Raw genomic sequence first — 16,666 nt, 5'->3', positions numbered from 1 at the left:
CATACTTAACACTTCTTATCGTTTAATGTTGCTCAACTCTTCTTTTCAGACTAGCTTGGTAAAAAAAAGCGTAAAGGAATCATTTATGAAATATTCAGCTGAACATATCGCCGAATTGAACCTACTTCTTCAGTTCGACCTAAGTAGTGCTGCAACTGGTATTAAAGTTCATACAGACGCGTCAGAAGAAATGCAGGCAGCCGTTGCTCGTCTATACGAGAAGCAACTTTGTACACAGCCTGATGGTGGTTATTTAACAGATGAAGGTATTGAAGTTGCAGAGCATGCAGATAAGATTTTAAGAGTCCTTTCTGTGTAATTTGAACAAAAACGCCACCGAGTTCGGTGGCGTTTTTTATTGGTCCCTGCATTTTGTTCCTGCCGAAACCTGCGGTGCTAATCGTTTTTTCATTTTGCTAAATGGCTGAACCTTGTCGTACAACCAATTAAAGCCTGTGGCATAAAATAGGAAGAACACTAGGAAGCCAGCTTCCAACACCAGAGCTTGGAGAAGCGTAATTTCTAAGAACCAAGCAATGACGGGTATAGAGATAAAGATCAACCCTCCCTCGAATCCAATTGTATGCCCAAAACGCATCGCTAAACTTCGCTCAGTTCGATTGCTGCCAAACCACTTATCAAAGTACAAGTTGTAGATGTAATTCCACACGACGGTATACATGCTCAACCCAATCCCAACTAACGCGAGATCACTCGATCCCTTTCCGGTGATCAATGAAGCCGCTGGCACAATGATCGCGAGTGCGATTAACTCAAAAAGTACTGCATGAAAAATTCGTTCGTTACGAGTCATATTTCTCTGTCCAAATAGTTCTACTCAATGCTTAGAATTTTATCTATTATTCAGATAACAAAAAGTTAGATACCATCGGCAAAAGCGATATGTTTACCATCGAACAACTGCAAGCTTTCATTGCTACATCAGAAACCGGATCATTTTCAGGCGCGGCAAGAAAACTGGGGCGAGCTCAATCCGTAGTCAGCCAACACATCATAAATATGGAGGTCGACTGTGGTGTTGATCTATTTGATCGCTCTGGTCGATATCCGAAATTAACCGAGAGTGGCCTCGCGCTCATACCTTATGCACAAGCGGCAATCAGCCAACTAGACCGACTGAACAACAGAGCATCACAGCTTTTTTCAACACCAACTAATAAATTGGTTTTAGCCATTGATGAAGGGATTCCTCTGACTCGCTTGCCCGACGTGCTAAAAAATTTAGAGCAACGCTTTCCACACTTGCAAGTTGAATGCTTAACAGCTTCAAGTCCGGATATCATTGAATTGGTCAAATCGGAGCGCGCCACTACTGGGATTATTTTGAGTGACTTACAAATGCCAAGACATATCGATTTCACTAATCTTGGTAACATTGCGTTCGATGTCTATGTCTCTTCAACACACGCTCTGGCACAGCAACGCGTCACTCACATTGATCAACTCAAACAACATCGTCAACTGGTCATACGCTCCAAAAACGCAGAGCCATGTGGTCTCAATCAAGCATTCAGCCCGGATATCTGGTACGCTGATAACTACTATATTTTGTTGGAATTAGCGAATAAAGGGTTTGGTTGGTGCTTTCTTCCGGAGCATTTAGTCGCGTATTCACCGAACACACTAAAAAGAGTTGGGGATGATTTCACAAAGCTGGCTTGGCAAGTCAATGTTGACCTTATTCAACATCAGAAATGGCATTCAGATCCCCTCCATCAACAAGCCAAAGCAGAGCTGCTCAATCTATTCGAGCAGACATAAATAAGTAAGTAGGAAGACCCAAATGGCAAATACATTGATCGTAGGTGCAGGCTGGCTCGGAACTCCGCTAGCAGAAACTTTGATGAAAGACGGACACAACGTTGTCGTTACTCGTCGTAACCAAGCTCGGTTAAACGAGTTACCCGCTTCATTAACTCACTCCGCATTATTCGATTTTAATCAACTTAACGCGGCGAAACGGCTAGATGAGTTGCTTAAGCAACATCAAATTACTCACGTTATCGGTGCTTTTCCCCCTGGTTTTCGTAAAGGACGCGGACAAGAATACGCCCAACAATGGCAAATGCTCACAAACGCAGCAAAGCAAAACAACGTTGAAAAGCTCGTTATGATTAGCTCTACAACGGTGTATCCCAACCTAGCTTCTGATATGGAAGAAGCAGATGCGTCACTCTCTTTAGCAGCCGGCAGCCCTTATTTCTCTGACAATGCACGTATTATGCTGCAAGCCGAGCAGCATGTTATCGACTCTAATATTAGCTTCGTCATTATGCGTTGTAGCGGGCTAATTGGGCCAGACAGGCACCCTTCTCGCTTTGCTATGAGACTAAAACAAGTCAGTCGTAAAGCGCCTGCTAATATGCTTCATCAAGATGATGCTGTATCGGCGGTCAAATTTGCTTTAGATAATTTAAGTAACCAAGTCATTAACGTGACCACACCGCATACCGTCAGCAAGGCGGAGTTCTACCAAGCCGCTATAAATAAGAGCGAAAGTGAGATACCTCTTCCACCAGTCACAGAACAAACAGATAAGCGCATTCTCGCAGACAAACTACTCTCACTTGGCTATCAATTTCATTTCAACTCAACTTTGGACGCGCTATGAAACTCTATCGACACATAGAAACACTTTGGGATTACATGCAACTCAAACATGAGCTGAAACCCGCAGACTGTTTGTTTGTGATGTGCAGTAACGATGTGCGTGTAGCAGAGCATGCAGCAAATCTGTACCACCAAAAGTTAGCGCCTTTGATTGTATTTTCAGGGGGAGAAGGTCGTTTTACCGATGGACTGTTTGAAAAAAGCGAAGCGGAAACTTTTGCCGAAATTGCCAAGATGTCAGGCGTGCCCAGTGAAGCAATTTTGCTCGAAGCTGAATCCACCAATAGTGGAGAAAACGTTCGCTTTACTGAGCAACGATTGAAAGAAGAAGGAAAAAATTGCTCATCGTTTATTCTGGTGCAAAAACCATTTATGGAACGCAGAGCCATAGCGACATTTGAAAAACAGTGGCAGTCACCCTACTCCCAGCTCCAGGTAAGCTCTACGGCTCATCCGTTTTTTGAATATATTAATGAAGACATGCCATTAATGATGGTGCTAGAAGCACTAATGGAAGATTTCTCTCGTGTAAAAAGCTATCCAGAGAAAGGATTTCAAACCGAGCAGAACATCCCTCAGCAAGTCGAATCGTCTTACCAGATTTTGCTAGAGAGATTTGGTTTTGACTTAGTCTAAGCCCTTTCTAGCAGACAACAAAAAGCCACCGATTACGGTGGCTTTTCTGTATTAATACGGATTATTTACCGAGTGCTTCTTTGTAATGCTGACGGCACACGGAGACATATTTGTCGTTACCGCCGATCGCAACTTGATCGCCCTCTTTAATTGCCACGCCATGTTCATCGGTACGAATAACCATATTCGCTTTGCGACCGCAGTGGCAGATCGTTTTGAGCTCAACCAACTTGTCTGCCCAAGATAACAGGTACTTACTGCCTTCAAAAAGTTCGCCTAGAAAATCGGTGCGAAGGCCGTAACACAATACTGGAATATGCAGTTTATCAACAACTTCAGTAAGTTGGTAAACCTGCTCTTTCGACAAGAACTGACACTCATCAACAAGAATACAGTGACGTTTCTCAACCTCATTCAGAGCTGCGATCTCTTGATATAAATTGGTATCCTGACGAAACAAATGTGCGTCAGATTGAAGACCAATACGAGAGCTCACTTTACCGACACCAAAGCGATCATCTAGTGCAGCCGTAAAAATAACTGGCGTCATGCCGCGTTCTTGATAGTTGAAAGAGGATTGAAGAAGCGTTGTTGATTTACCCGCATTCATTGCTGAGTAATAGAAATACATCTGAGCCACAGAGCATTACCTAAAGTTAAAGTTTTAATTTATGGAAATGGAAAATAAAAGGGCTGAATTATCAGCCCTTTAAAATTGAAAATTCAATTACTTACGACGCCACGTTGTGCCTTCTGGACCATCTTCCAGAACAATGCCCATTTCGGTTAGCTTGTCACGAGCCATATCTGCATTCGCCCAATCTTTCGCAGCGCGAGAGTCGTTACGCAGCTTGATAAGAGCTTCGATTTCAGCCACTTCATCATCGTTACCTGCATCACCTTTTAGGAAGGCTTCTGGATCTTGGTGAAGAATACCGATCACATCTGCTAGTTCACGCATAAGCGCACCTAGCTCGCTCGCTTTCTCTAGGTTTTCTGTTTTCAGACGGTTAACTTCGCGCGCCATGTCGAACAGAACTGAGTACGCTTCTGGCGTATTGAAGTCATCGTTCATCGCTGCTGTAAAGCGAGATACGTACTCTTCACCACCAGCAGGAGCAGCATTTAGGTCCAAACCACGTAGAGAAGTGTATAGACGCTCAAGCGAAGCGCGTGCTTGGTTTAGGTTCTCTTCGCTGTAGTTTAACTGGCTACGGTAGTGACCAGACATAAGGAAGTAACGAACCGTTTCTGCATCGTAGTGACCAAGTACGTCACGGATAGTAAAGAAGTTGCCTAGAGACTTAGACATCTTCTCGCGATCTACCATCACCATGCCACTGTGCATCCAAGTATTTACGTACTTAGTGTCGTGTGCACAGCATGATTGCGCGATTTCGTTTTCGTGGTGTGGGAACTGAAGATCAGAGCCGCCACCGTGAATATCAAAGTGATCGCCTAGGATTGAAGAGTTCATAGCAGAACATTCAATGTGCCAGCCTGGACGACCAGGGCCCCATGGTGATTCCCACGTAGGTTCACCTGGTTTAGACATCTTCCAAAGAACGAAGTCTAGTGGGCTGCGTTTGGCTGTTTCGACATCAACGCGCGCGCCCGCTTGCAGCTGATCCAAATCTTGTTTAGACAGTTTGCCGTATTCGTCAAACTTGCGAACCTCAAACATTACATCGCCATTATCCGCAACGTAAGCAAAACCACGTTCAATCAGTTTTTGAACAAGTTCGATGATTTCTGGAATAAACTGGGTTGCACGAGGCTCAATATCTGGGCGCTTCATGTTTAATGCGTCGAAGTCTGCGTGCATTTCACCGATCAAGCGCTCGGTCAATGAGTCACAAGACTCGCCATTTTCAGCCGCACGTTTAATGATCTTATCATCGATGTCTGTGATGTTGCGTACAAACGTTAGATCGTAACCTAGGTAACGAAGGTAACGTGATACCACGTCAAAGGAGACAAAAGTGCGACCGTGACCGATGTGACAGAGATCGTAGATGGTAACTCCACAGACATACATGCCGACTTTGCCAGCTGTAATTGGTTTGAATTCCTCTTTCTGTCTTGTGAGTGTGTTATATATCTTTAACATGATCTCTATCTATGATTGTGAATGAATAAAAGAAGGTCGAGTATATCAACTCCGACTTGGTTAGGTAATAGCAATTAACCGATAAAACGATAATCGGCTAAACTTCAAGCACAAAACGAAGAATTTCCTCTTCCTGAGTTTTTAAAGCACTAGAACTTAGGCTAGAATCTCGGGCTCAACACAACACAGTAAAGGAAAGTAGCATGATCACCCTTCACACTAATTTTGGTGACATCAAGATTCAACTAAACGAAGAGAAAGCGCCAGAGACTAGCGCAAACTTCCTTCAGTACTGCCGCGATGGCTTTTACGACAACACTCTTTTCCACCGTGTTATTGACGGTTTCATGATCCAAGGTGGTGGCATGGAACCTGGTCTACGTGAAAAAGCATCACGTGCACCTATCAAGAACGAAGCAAACAACGGCCTAAGCAACAAAGTGGGTACACTTGCTATGGCGCGTACTATGGAGCCGCATTCAGCAAGCTCTCAGTTCTTTATCAACGTAAACAACAACACATTCCTAGATTTCCGTAGCGAAAGCCTAGATGGTTGGGGTTACTGTGTATTCGGTGAAGTTGTAGAAGGCATGGACATCGTAAATAAGATCAAAGGCGTTAGCACTGGTTCTTACGGCATGCACCAAGACGTACCTCTAGAGGACGTAGTAATCACCGGTACAACAATTGAAGAATAATTCGTAAGAATTATTTCTAAGAGATAAGTTAATGGGGAGGCATCGCTTCCCCTTATTTCTATGACAATATTATTTATTTCCGATCTTCACCTCACCCCATCGCGTCCGGATATTACGGAATGTTTTGTGACGTTCATGCGAACAGAAGCAACGAAAGCCGATGCACTTTATGTATTAGGCGATCTGTTCGAGTTTTGGGTTGGAGACGATGACAAAACTCCTTTTGCCAATCAAATCCGTACTGAGTTCCAGCAACTAACAAAGACTGGCGTTCCTGTTTATTTCATTCAGGGCAATCGCGACTTCCTATTGGGAAAACGCTTCTGTAAAGAGACAGGCATTACATTACTGGATGAAGTTAGCCTCATAGACCTTTATGGTACTAAAACGGTTATTCTCCACGGTGATACCCTGTGTACTGACGACATTGATTATCAAAAATTCCGTAAGACTGTTCATCAACCTTGGTTGCAGTGGCTGTTTAATCACATTCCTTGGTTTATTAAGAAGAAAATTGTCTCAAAAGTTCAATCCGATATTCGTGATGATAAAATGAGCAAGCCTTTAGACATCATGGACGTCAATCAAAATGAAGTCGAGAAAGTGATGTCTCAGAATTGCGTCAACTTAATGATTCATGGTCACACTCATCGTCCGAATACACATTTCTTTGACGTCGATGGCGTTAAAAAAACCCGGATAGTTTTAGGGGATTGGTATACGCAAGGCTCAGTTTTACAAGTAAATTCTGATGGCTTTGACCTACAAACGAGACCATTCATACAGAATTTGCGTTAAGCATGTAGAGCGTGTAGAAGATTCACGCTCAAGTCGTAGATATTTTGTAAAAAATCGCTATTATCATAATACTAAGTTAAACAGAACGAAGTACCTAATTGAAGTATTCTTACGTAGCTCGCCAACCGATTCTGGATAGAGAAAAACGAACCATAGGTTACGAACTTCTCTTTCGAGACGGCCCTAAAAATACCTTCCCTGAAGTAGAACCAGAGCTGGCTACTAGTCGACTGCTATCCGATCATTTTTTGTCGACGCATTACAACACATTAGGGAACAAACTTGGCTTTGTTAACTTTCCGCATCAAAGCTTGGTGAATCTGGTCCCAACTCTGTTTCCAAAAGAGTCTCTCGTCATTGAAGTCCTTGAAGATTGTGAACCGACAGAGGAGCTGCTAGAAGCCATCAAGCACCTGCATGAGTGCGGATACAAAATTGCTTTAGATGATTTTGTGCCGACGAAGGCTTGGAAACGTTTTCTTCCATATGTTTCCATGATCAAGTTTGACATTCGACTCGTACCGATCAAGAAAGCCGCTATTTTTATTCAGGCATTGAGCCCATTTAAAATCGACTTTCTTGCGGAAAAAGTAGAGACCTACGAAGAGTTTGAGCAAGCTTTAGAAGCCGGCTTTAACTATTTTCAAGGGTATTTTTTTAGCAAACCTGAGATGATCCAGAAAAAACGGTTGAACCCCGCGTTTCTTACAGTCATCCAGCTTTGTAAAGAGATTGCAGATAAGCCTATCGATTTCAATGAAGTGGAACGCCTGTTTTCGATTGATGTGACGCTGTCATACAAGCTGCTTACTTACGTAAATTCAGGCTATACATTAACGACCAAGATTAAGTCGTTCAGACAAGCGCTTATTTATCTGGGTGAAGAGCGACTACGACGCTTCATATCCTTAGTTGCCATTGCGTCCGTTCAAGAAGATAAACCTGACTCTCTTTACTCTTTAGCGATTCAGCGTGCAAGAATGTGTGAACTGTTACTTAGTCAAATGAACACTAGGTATGACCCTGGGCAGGCTTTTTTGACAGGCATGTTTTCTTTACTCGGATCTTTGCTTGATCAACCGCTCTCGGATGTCATTGAAGATATCCCCGTTGACGAAGATATAAAACTCGCATTAACCAGTCGAAAAGGCGTACTTGGCCACTTACTTTCAATGACGATCGCCTACGAACAAGCAGACTGGGAATTAGCTGAGCGGTATTGCACCGTTCTAAAATTAACCGAGCCTCAATTAGCAGACGCTTTTAATCAATCTACCGAGTGGGCTCAAGAACTGCTGTCTCAAACGCCCTAAATCGCTATAATGCCTCACCTCCAGCCTCGCAATTGTGAGGGTTGTTTGTTTTTACCGCTTAATTAATCGAGATTTCATTTTATGGCTTCTTCTTGTCCTTGCGGCTCTAACCGCACCTACCAACAGTGTTGTGAAATTGCCCACAATAACCATGCTGACGTTACCACTCCGGAGCAGTTAATGCGCTCTCGTTACAGTGCGCATGTGTTAGGTCTAGTAGATTACGTGGTGAACACATACCACCCAAGCTGTAATGCAGAAGAACAACGAGAAGGCATTGCCCAATCTATCGACAGCGATTGGTGCAAACTTGAAGTATTAAAAACAGAAGCTGGCAGTAATGACAATGAAGGCTTTGTCGAGTTTAGCGCTTACTTTGATGAAGACGGCAAACGCTACTGCATGGCCGAGCGTTCTCGTTTCGTGAAAGAAGATGGACTTTGGTACTACATTGACGGCACATTTCCTGAGGAAGAGCCAGAAGAAGAACCAGAACAAGATCCTCGCTTAAACCAGCCAGTGAATAGCCTAAAGCTAGGTCGTAACGATCCGTGTATCTGCGGAAGCGGTAAGAAGTTTAAGAAGTGTTGTGGGTAAAGTCATCCACGCTTAGCTTATTGAGCTCGCTTTAATGAGATTCCTGATCTCACCTAAGCTCGTCGAAATAACGTGAATATGTGCTTTCATTTGAAATAGATAACTCTACTTCAAGTACTTTTAGAAAATATACCGTCATTCTGAACAGCGAAGAACAAGCGTGATTCAGAATCTAATCACCGTAGGCTCTGCTGTCAGGTTTCCCCCGAATCAAGAACACTAAATTAAAAAAGCCCCTAGACTCGAGAGCATAGGGGCTTTCACTTATCTATAGCAAGTTTACTTATGACGCTCTTTCAACTTGTTCACTACGTCATTCATCGATAAGCCTTGGTCTTGAAGCAATACCATTAAGTGGTAAATCAAGTCTGCTGATTCACACACTAACTCCGCCTTATCGCCCGACGTCGCCGCAAGCGCGACTTCAACGCCTTCTTCGCCCACTTTTTGCGAAATACGCTTGGTGCCACGGGCATAAAGACTGGCAGTATAAGATGAATCTGGGTCGGCACTCTTGCGGGCAGCCAGTAGCTGCTCAAGTTGATGAAGCCACACCATTTGTGACTCCTCTTGAGGGTCCACATCCCAGCAAGTTGTGTTACCCAAGTGACACGTAGGACCAATGGGATTCACTTTCACCAGTAGCGTATCGTTGTCACAATCGAGCTGAATGTTCACCAATTGCAATACGTTGCCAGAGGTCTCACCTTTCGTCCAAAGACGTTGCTTGGTACGAGAGAAAAACGTCACTTGACCTGTTTCGCCCGTTTTTGCCAACGCATCTTGGTTCATGTAACCCATCATCAGCACTTGGCTTGATTGGAAATCTTGTACGATGGCAGGTACCAGACCATCCACCTTTTCCCAGTTGATTCGCTCAGCTAGCGAACTTACTTCGGCGGCTTTCACACTCATAGTCGTACCTCAATGCCTTGTTGTTTCAAATACTGCTTTAGTTCACCAATATTGATGACTTGCTTGTGGAATACCGATGCGGCAAGCGCGCCATCCACATTTGCTTTTTGGTAGGCTTCTGCGAAGTGCTCCATGGCACCTGCACCACCCGATGCAATCAATGGCACGTTACACACTTCACGCACCATATTAAGTTGTTCAATATCGTAGCCGTTACGCACGCCGTCTTGGTTCATCATGTTCAGTACGATTTCACCAGCGCCGCGTTTTTGTACTTCTTGCACCCAATCACGCGTTTCCCATTGGGTTGCTTTGGTGCGTTCTTCATCGCCAGTAAACTGGTAAACCTGATACTTACCTGTCTCTTTATCGTAGTAAGAATCGATACCAACGACGATGCATTGCACACCAAACTTATCAGCAAGGTCAGTAATCAGTTGGGGGTTCGCCAATGCAGGTGAGTTAATAGATACCTTATCTGCACCGAACTCAAGAATGCGCGCCGCGTCCTCTGCTGATTTAATGCCACCAGCTACACAGAACGGAATATCAATCACTTCTGCAACGCGAGCGACCCAACTTTTATCAACGACACGCCCATCACTTGAAGCGGTAATATCGTAGAACACAAGCTCGTCAGCGCCTTCTTCAGCATAACGCTGCGCCAGAGGAACGATGTCACCAATGATTTCGTGGTTGCGGAACTGGACGCCCTTCACCACTTGTCCATCACGAACATCAAGACATGGAATTATTCGCTTTGCCAGCATGCAAATGCCTCCTCTGCTGTGAACTTACCATCTAACAATGCACGACCAACAATCACACCAGCAACACCGCTGCCTTTTAGTGCTTCGATATCCGCTAATGAGCCAATGCCGCCTGAAGATTGGAACTGCACTTGTGGGTACTGTTTACATAAGTCGACGTAAAGCTCAACGTTTGAACCCGCTAAAGTACCGTCACGAGAAATGTCCGTACAAAGCACGTGCTGTAGACCTACCGTTAAGTAATCGTTGATAAGCGATTCGATGGTCACGCCTGAATCTTCTTGCCAACCAGAGATCGCCACTTTACGTGTGCCGTCTTGGTCGATGTTAATGTCTAGCGCGAGAACGATTTTCTCTGCGCCGTATTTTTCCATCCAACCTTTTACAAGCTCTGGTTGTTTTACTGCTGTAGAACCAACCACAACACGTTGAGCACCGGCTTCTAACAGATCAATCACGTCTTGCTCTGTACGCACTCCACCACCGATTTGGATGTTCGCTGGCGTGCTTGCGAGTAGCTTTGCAATCAAATCAAGTTGACGTGCTGTCGTGTCTTTCGCGCCAGTTAAATCCACTAAGTGTAGCCAGTTAGCACCTGCTTGGTGGTACAAATTAAACTGCTCTGCTGGATCGACTTTGTACTCGGTTACTTGACCGTAATCACCTTGATAAAGGCGAACCACCTGTCCTTCAATTAAATCAAGAGCTGGAATAATCACACTAAATCCCTTTTATAATTCTAAGAAGTTTTGAATAAGCTTCGCGCCCGCTTTTGAAGAACGCTCAGGGTGGAACTGCACACCGTAGTAGTTGCTGCTTTGTACTGCTGCTGTGAACGGGTTGCCGTACTCACATTCCGCAATCGTGTAATCCCCAACTGGCATCGCAAAGCTGTGCACAAAATAGAAGTACTCACCCTCTTCAATGCCTTTGAACAACGGATTGCCTGCTTTTGCAGAAACGGTATTCCACCCCATGTGCGGCAGTGGCAAATCGCCGGTTTGAAGCAGCTTCACTTCGCCATCGCAAAGTCCAAGACACTCAACTAACTCGTCGGCTTTCTGGCCTTTTTCTTGAGACACTTTGCCCAACAGCTGCATGCCTAAACAGATACCTAATAGCGGCTTTTCTACCTGTTTTACCAAGCTGATAAGGTCACGCTCTTCTAGGTTTTTCATCGCTTCGCTGGCGGTTCCCACTCCCGGTAGGAATAACTTATCTGCCGACAATACAACTTGTGGATCTTTTGAAATCGTTACGTCATAGCCTAGGCGTTCAATGGCAAACTTCACCGAAGAAACGTTGGCACAGCCAGTATCGATAATGACAACTTTCTGTTCTGTCACTGTTTTTCTCCTTGCTAACGTTAGCCTTAAAGTACGCCTTTACTACTCGGTAGCTCAGTGCCTTCTACTTTGATTGCTTGGCGCAGAGTACGACCAAACGCTTTAAATAGGCTCTCAATGATGTGGTGATCATTGTTGCCCGAAGAAGAAAGGTGCAGTGTACACGCTAGTGTGTCAGTTAAAGAACGGAAGAAGTGAACTACCATCTCTGTTGAAAGGTCCCCCACTTGCTCACGACTAAACTGCGCGTCGAACTTAAGGTAAGGACGACCAGATAGATCTAGTGCACATTGTGCCAAGCACTCATCCATTGGCAGGCTAAAGCCAAAGCGACCAATACCACGTTTGTCACCCAGTGCTTCTTTCAATGCTTGACCTAACGCAAGAGCGGTATCTTCGACCGTGTGGTGATCATCAATGTGTAGATCACCTTCTACTTTGCACACCATTTGGAATCCACCGTGCGTCGCAATTTGATCCAACATGTGATCGAAGAAACCAAGACCCGTTGAGATGTCATTACCGCCTTGCTCATCAAGATTAACCGCAACTTTGATGTCCGTTTCTTTCGTGGTACGAATCACTTCAGCAATACGAGCTTTCACCGTGAGGTCTTTCAGGATCTGTTTCCAGCCCATGGTTTCTGGGTTGTATTGAATACCGCGAATCGCCATGTTTTCTGCAAGTTGAAGATCGGTTTGACGATCGCCAATCACGACAGAGTTTTGGAAATCAACTTTGCCACCTTGAAGGTACTCTTTCACCATGCCTAGCTTAGGCTTACGGCAAGAGCAGTTATCTTCTTCAAAGTGAGGACAAATCAACACGTCATCGAACTTCACACCTTGAGACTCGAAGATCTCCATCATCATGTTGTGCGGTGCATCAAAATCAGCTTGTGGGTAGCTGTCAGTACCCAAACCATCTTGGTTAGTGACCATCACTAGACGGTATCCAGCATCCTGCAACGACAACAGGCTTGGGATAACAAATGGCTCTAGTTTTAGCTTATCTAAACGGTCTACTTGAAAATCAACTGGCGGCTCAACAATTAAGGTGCCATCTCGGTCGATAAATAGGATTTTTTGTTGCTTGCTCACTCGAACTTCCTTATTACTAATCTTGTTTCGTTCTCGGCATAAACCGAGAACGTTGAGAATTCTATTTATGAATAGTAGTTTCTAATGAAACCCAGTGTCTTTTCACACTCGTCGCGGTTACCAACACTGATACGCACGTAGTTCTCAATTGGCGAGTTACGCAGGATAATGCCCGTATCCCAAGCGGCTTTGAAAAGAGCATCGCCATCTGGGAATTTCACCAATAAGTAGTTACCCCACCCTTCAAAAACCTCCAGACCCGGAATCATCGACAAACCAACTTGTAAGTAAGCTCGGTTCGCGTTCAAATCGAGAACTTGGAACTTCGCTCGCGCTAGGCCTGCTTCAGAGAGCGCTTGAGTAGCAATTTCAGCAACTGGAACCGGTACTGGATATGGTGCGATCACTTTAAGAAGGACGTTAATCAGTTCTTCGTTTGCTAGCGTAAATCCACAACGAAGACCAGCAAGCGCGAAAGCTTTCGACAGAGTACGCAGAATCGCTAGATTTGGATATTCTGCCAATAAATCTACTGTTGACGCTTCTGGACAAAAATCGATGTACGCTTCGTCCATGACCACGATTGCGCGGTCTTTTGTCATCTCAAGCAGAGAGACAATATCGTCACGCTTAACTAAGTTACCCGTTGGGTTGTTTGGCGAGCATACGAAAACCAGTTTCACGTTATCTAGATTCGCTTCGATGCCTGCAAGGTCTAGTTGCCAATCTGACGTTAGCGGCACCGTTTTGCGCTCTACACCGATGGTTTCTGCACTGATGGCGTACATACCGTAAGTCGGTGGGCAGTATAAAATCGCGTCTTCACCCGGTTCACAGAAAGCACGAATCAATAACTCAATACCTTCATCTGCACCGCGAGAAGTCAGCGTTTGTTCTGGCTTCACTCCAGCATACGCGGCGTAAGCAGAAATCAGTTCTTTCGGCTGGCATTCGCTGTAACGATTAAGACGAGCAAAGTCTGTTTTGTATTCATTGTTGAATGGCGATTCGTTGGCGTTCAACCATACGTCACCTGTACCACCAATTCGGCGAGCCGAAAGATAAGGTGTTAGTTGTTGGACTTGTTTACGCGCTAGCTTTTCCATCTCTTTACTCTCTTATTCTTACTTACTTGCTAATTTTTCTACACGGATAGTAACAGCACGTTTGTGGGCGTCCAGACCTTCTGCTTCAGCCATGGTGACAACCGTTGGCGCAAGATTTTTAAGACCGTCAGCTGAAAGCTCTTGAACCGTCATTCGTTTAGAAAAATCAGCCAAACCTAAGCTTGAATATGTCCGTGTATAACCGTAAGTAGGAAGAACGTGGTTAGTGCCCGATGCGTAATCACCTGCAGATTCAGGCGACCAATCACCAAGGAAGATCGAACCTGCGTTGTCTAATAGAGGCAGAAGCTCGCGTGGGTTCTTAGTCTGAACAATTAAGTGCTCAGGGCCATAATAATTAGAAATAGAGATCGCTTGGGTGATCGATTCAGCAATAATGATTAAACTCGATGCGAGCGCTTTTTCTGCAATCTCTGAACGAGACAACTCTTTCAATTGACGACGAACGGCATCTGTCACCTGATCTGCAATAATGGCTGATGGCGTCACAAGTACAACTTGAGAGTCAGGTCCATGCTCTGCCTGACTTAGAAGGTCCGCCGCAATAAAATCTGCGTCCGCTGTTTCATCCGCAATCACAAGAACTTCCGAAGGACCCGCTGGCATATCAATCGCTGCGCCACGGAAATCATTGCTCACCTGACGCTTTGCTTCCGTCACGTAAGCGTTACCCGGGCCAAAAATCTTATCAACTTTTGATACGGTCTCTGTACCATATGCCATTGCAGCAACAGCTTGACCACCACCGACGTTGTACACTTCATCAATGCCACACAATTTTGCTACGTAAAGGATCTCGTCAGCGATTGGAGGCGGAGAGCAAAGCACAACTTTACGACAGCCAGCAATTTTCGCAGGCACGCCCAGCATCAAAACTGTCGATGGCAATGGCGCGCTACCACCAGGAATGTACAAACCCACTTTCTGAATTGGACGTGTTACCTGTTCACAAAGCACACCCGGTTGAGTTTCGACTTTAATTGGCTGTGGCTTTTGCGCTTTGTGGAATTTAGAAATATTGGCATAAGCTTGCTCTAATGCGTTTTTCATTGATTCAGACAAGCGCTCTGAAGCGGCTTTAATTTCCTGAGAAGAAACACGAATGGAATCAGGTTTAACGCGATCAAACTTTTCTGTCAGCTCGTTGAGAGCAGAGTCGCCTTCATTTCTAACTTTAGCGATAACCTCAGACACTGCTGCAGTGATATTTGCACCTTCTGCAATAGCAGGACGTTCTAAGATCGAATCTTGCTGCTCTTCACTTAAAGATTGCCAAACGACTGTTCTCATGATGTTTACTCCATCATTTTTTCAATTGGTAGCACTAGGATTGAGCTAGCACCTAACTCTTTTAGCTGTTCCATGGTTTCCCAGAACAGGTTTTCAGAACTCACTAAGTGAACAGCCATTTTCTGCTTATCTGCAGAAAGAGGAAGAACCGTAGGATCCTCAGCACCAGGAAGTAGTGCTTTGATTTGATCGAGCTTTTCAGCTGGCGCGTGAAGCATGATGTACTTAGACTCTTTCGCTTGTTGTACGCCTTGCATGCGAGTCAGTAGTTTTTCAATCAGTGCTGTTTTGTCCGCATCAAACTCACCGATACGTTGAATCAGCGTCGCTTTAGATTTAAAGATCACTTCCGCTTCTTTTAAGCCATTCGCTTCTAACGTTGCGCCAGTCGATACCAAATCAGCAATAGCGTCAGCTAGACCTGCGCGAGGTGCAACTTCTACAGAGCCAGTTAGCATACATGTGGAGAATGGAACGCCTGCTTCATCCATGTAAGCTTTTAGGAGTTGAGGGTAAGTTGTGGCAATACGCTTACCAGCTAAGTCTTGTGGACCGTTGTACTCTTCATCCTTGTCGATAGCGATAGACAAGCGACAACCGCCAAAATCCAGTCGACGAAGTTGAACAAACTCACATGGCTCACCCAAAGCTTTGCGATCAAGACGAACTTCTTCTAGTTCGTTTTCTCCGATGAAACCAAGGTCAACCACGCCATCCATGATCAAGCCAGGGATGTCATCGTCACGAACCAAAAGCAAATCAATTGGCATGTTCTCCGAGTGAACCACTAAACGCTCACCCATTACATTAAATTTTACGCCGCACTGTTTTAGCAGAGCTTGGCTCTCTTTGCTAAGGCGACCTTTTTTCTGAATTGCGATTCTTAAGCGTTGTGTTTGCATTGCTTTTTCCCTGTGCAAGATTTTGATATCTAAGTAATTTTTGAATTAATAAAACTAAAAAACCCTCGAGAGATTGGAGTCTCCCGAGGGTTTAAAATCTGCTTTTACTTTGATTTCACCTCCGGGAGTTTCCTGCCTCCCGGGTATGCGTACATCGCCCGAAAGACTAGATTGGGTGATGATGGTGATGAATGTTCATTACAAAATTACGCATACTTATTTAAGGCTCTATTGAGTTGCTTCGTTAGTAACCACACTAACCAAGGATTCTATATTTTTCAATACTGAATTTAGCATTTTCTAACTATTTTTTATAATTATTTGATTTTAAAGGATTTAAATTTAGTTTCAGTTGAGTGTCTGGGTAGAAATTAGGTTTCTATTCAACCCTATTCTTAAAGAAAAAGAAGAATAGTATGAATTTTCATCAAAA

Annotated in this window: 19 protein-coding genes and 1 other annotated feature; of the genes, 8 read left to right on the top strand and 11 right to left on the bottom strand. The window is 44.4% G+C overall.

Annotated elements, in window-relative coordinates:
* The first annotated feature begins 85 nt into the window (after positions 1–85).
* Entirely contained in the window at positions 86–319 is a 234-nt protein-coding gene (locus NDJ01_RS11550) for a TIGR02647 family protein (protein WP_005378148.1), read from the top strand.
* 36 nt (positions 320–355) lie between these two features.
* Here NDJ01_RS11550 and NDJ01_RS11545 read toward each other — a convergent pair whose 3' ends face one another.
* Positions 356–814, bottom strand: coding sequence for a PACE efflux transporter (locus NDJ01_RS11545; protein WP_005390910.1), 459 nt, complete (start codon positions 812–814; stop codon positions 356–358).
* A gap of 89 nt (positions 815–903) precedes the next feature.
* Here NDJ01_RS11545 and NDJ01_RS11540 point away from each other — a divergent pair, with 89 nt between their 5' ends.
* Genes NDJ01_RS11540 through NDJ01_RS11530 form a run of 3 tightly spaced genes read left to right on the top strand, consistent with a single transcriptional unit; the run spans position 904 to position 3,267 of the window.
* Positions 904–1,782 carry a LysR family transcriptional regulator gene (locus tag NDJ01_RS11540; RefSeq protein WP_005390908.1) on the top strand — a complete coding sequence of 293 codons (879 nt, stop codon included), beginning with the start codon at positions 904–906 and terminating at the stop codon, positions 1,780–1,782.
* Between the two features lie 22 nt (positions 1,783–1,804).
* The gene (locus tag NDJ01_RS11535) at positions 1,805–2,632 is read left to right on the top strand and encodes an NAD-dependent epimerase/dehydratase family protein (protein WP_258586724.1); all 828 of its coding nucleotides are present in this window, start codon (positions 1,805–1,807) and stop codon (positions 2,630–2,632) included.
* Complete coding sequence (locus NDJ01_RS11530) at positions 2,629–3,267, top strand: YdcF family protein (protein ID WP_053807219.1); 639 nt, start codon at positions 2,629–2,631, stop codon at positions 3,265–3,267. The genes NDJ01_RS11535 and NDJ01_RS11530 overlap by 4 nt, the downstream gene beginning before the upstream one ends.
* Positions 3,268–3,328: 61 nt before the next feature.
* Here NDJ01_RS11530 and NDJ01_RS11525 read toward each other — a convergent pair whose 3' ends face one another.
* On the bottom strand, positions 3,329–3,907 hold the full coding sequence (locus NDJ01_RS11525) for a thymidine kinase (RefSeq protein WP_005378154.1): 579 nt from the start codon (positions 3,905–3,907) through the stop codon (positions 3,329–3,331).
* An 87-nt stretch (positions 3,908–3,994) separates the two neighbouring features.
* A complete protein-coding gene (gene cysS / locus NDJ01_RS11520) occupies positions 3,995–5,377 on the bottom strand; it encodes a cysteine--tRNA ligase (RefSeq protein WP_005390902.1) in 1,383 nt (460 codons plus the stop codon).
* Positions 5,378–5,580: 203 nt separating this feature from the next.
* On the opposite strand from cysS, the gene NDJ01_RS11515 reads away from it, so the two are divergent.
* The 4 genes from NDJ01_RS11515 to NDJ01_RS11500 all read left to right on the top strand — a co-directional run bounded on the left by NDJ01_RS11515 (position 5,581) and on the right by NDJ01_RS11500 (position 8,783).
* Complete coding sequence (locus NDJ01_RS11515) at positions 5,581–6,075, top strand: peptidylprolyl isomerase (protein ID WP_005390900.1); 495 nt, start codon at positions 5,581–5,583, stop codon at positions 6,073–6,075.
* A gap of 60 nt (positions 6,076–6,135) precedes the next feature.
* Positions 6,136–6,873, top strand: coding sequence for a UDP-2,3-diacylglucosamine diphosphatase (gene lpxH, locus NDJ01_RS11510; protein WP_145532267.1), 738 nt, complete (start codon positions 6,136–6,138; stop codon positions 6,871–6,873).
* 98 nt (positions 6,874–6,971) lie between these two features.
* Positions 6,972–8,186: an EAL and HDOD domain-containing protein gene (locus NDJ01_RS11505; protein WP_005378158.1), complete on the top strand. Its 1,215-nt coding sequence runs from the start codon at positions 6,972–6,974 to the stop codon at positions 8,184–8,186.
* 81 nt (positions 8,187–8,267) lie between these two features.
* Positions 8,268–8,783, top strand: coding sequence for a YchJ family protein (locus tag NDJ01_RS11500; protein WP_258586723.1), 516 nt, complete (start codon positions 8,268–8,270; stop codon positions 8,781–8,783).
* Between the two features lie 279 nt (positions 8,784–9,062).
* On the opposite strand, the gene hisIE is transcribed toward NDJ01_RS11500, so the two are convergent.
* The 8 genes from hisIE to hisG form a co-directional block, all read right to left on the bottom strand.
* On the bottom strand, positions 9,063–9,698 hold the full coding sequence (hisIE, locus tag NDJ01_RS11495) for a bifunctional phosphoribosyl-AMP cyclohydrolase/phosphoribosyl-ATP diphosphatase HisIE (RefSeq protein ID WP_038882807.1): 636 nt from the start codon (positions 9,696–9,698) through the stop codon (positions 9,063–9,065).
* Positions 9,695–10,468 carry an imidazole glycerol phosphate synthase subunit HisF gene (gene hisF / locus NDJ01_RS11490; protein WP_004749837.1) on the bottom strand — a complete coding sequence of 258 codons (774 nt, stop codon included), beginning with the start codon at positions 10,466–10,468 and terminating at the stop codon, positions 9,695–9,697. Before hisF ends, hisIE begins: the two co-directional genes overlap by 4 nt.
* A complete protein-coding gene (gene hisA, locus NDJ01_RS11485) occupies positions 10,450–11,187 on the bottom strand; it encodes a 1-(5-phosphoribosyl)-5-[(5-phosphoribosylamino)methylideneamino]imidazole-4-carboxamide isomerase (RefSeq protein ID WP_258586722.1) in 738 nt (245 codons plus the stop codon). The genes hisF and hisA overlap by 19 nt, the downstream gene beginning before the upstream one ends.
* 12 nt (positions 11,188–11,199) lie before the next feature.
* On the bottom strand, positions 11,200–11,814 hold the full coding sequence (gene hisH, locus NDJ01_RS11480) for an imidazole glycerol phosphate synthase subunit HisH (RefSeq protein ID WP_258586721.1): 615 nt from the start codon (positions 11,812–11,814) through the stop codon (positions 11,200–11,202).
* 26 nt (positions 11,815–11,840) lie between these two features.
* Positions 11,841–12,914, bottom strand: coding sequence for a bifunctional histidinol-phosphatase/imidazoleglycerol-phosphate dehydratase HisB (gene hisB / locus NDJ01_RS11475; protein WP_258586720.1), 1,074 nt, complete (start codon positions 12,912–12,914; stop codon positions 11,841–11,843).
* Between the two features lie 65 nt (positions 12,915–12,979).
* Positions 12,980–14,020, bottom strand: coding sequence for a histidinol-phosphate transaminase (gene hisC, locus NDJ01_RS11470; protein WP_258586719.1), 1,041 nt, complete (start codon positions 14,018–14,020; stop codon positions 12,980–12,982).
* An 18-nt stretch (positions 14,021–14,038) separates the two neighbouring features.
* Complete coding sequence (gene hisD, locus NDJ01_RS11465; protein WP_258586718.1) at positions 14,039–15,331, bottom strand: histidinol dehydrogenase; 1,293 nt, start codon at positions 15,329–15,331, stop codon at positions 14,039–14,041.
* Between the two features lie 5 nt (positions 15,332–15,336).
* Positions 15,337–16,233 (bottom strand): ATP phosphoribosyltransferase, encoded by an 897-nt coding sequence (hisG, locus tag NDJ01_RS11460; RefSeq protein WP_005390869.1) that lies wholly within the window; start codon positions 16,231–16,233, stop codon positions 15,337–15,339.
* A 53-nt stretch (positions 16,234–16,286) separates the two neighbouring features.
* Positions 16,287–16,424, bottom strand: a sequence feature (His leader region).
* Between the last annotated feature and the right edge of the window lie 242 nt (positions 16,425–16,666).

The sequence above is a fragment of the Vibrio sp. HS-50-1 genome, assembly GCF_024747315.1.
GTDB classification, from domain to species: Bacteria; Pseudomonadota; Gammaproteobacteria; order Enterobacterales; family Vibrionaceae; genus Vibrio; species Vibrio diabolicus.
The sequence above is the reverse complement of the archived record's forward strand: the minus strand, read 5'-3'. Positions and strand labels throughout refer to the sequence as shown.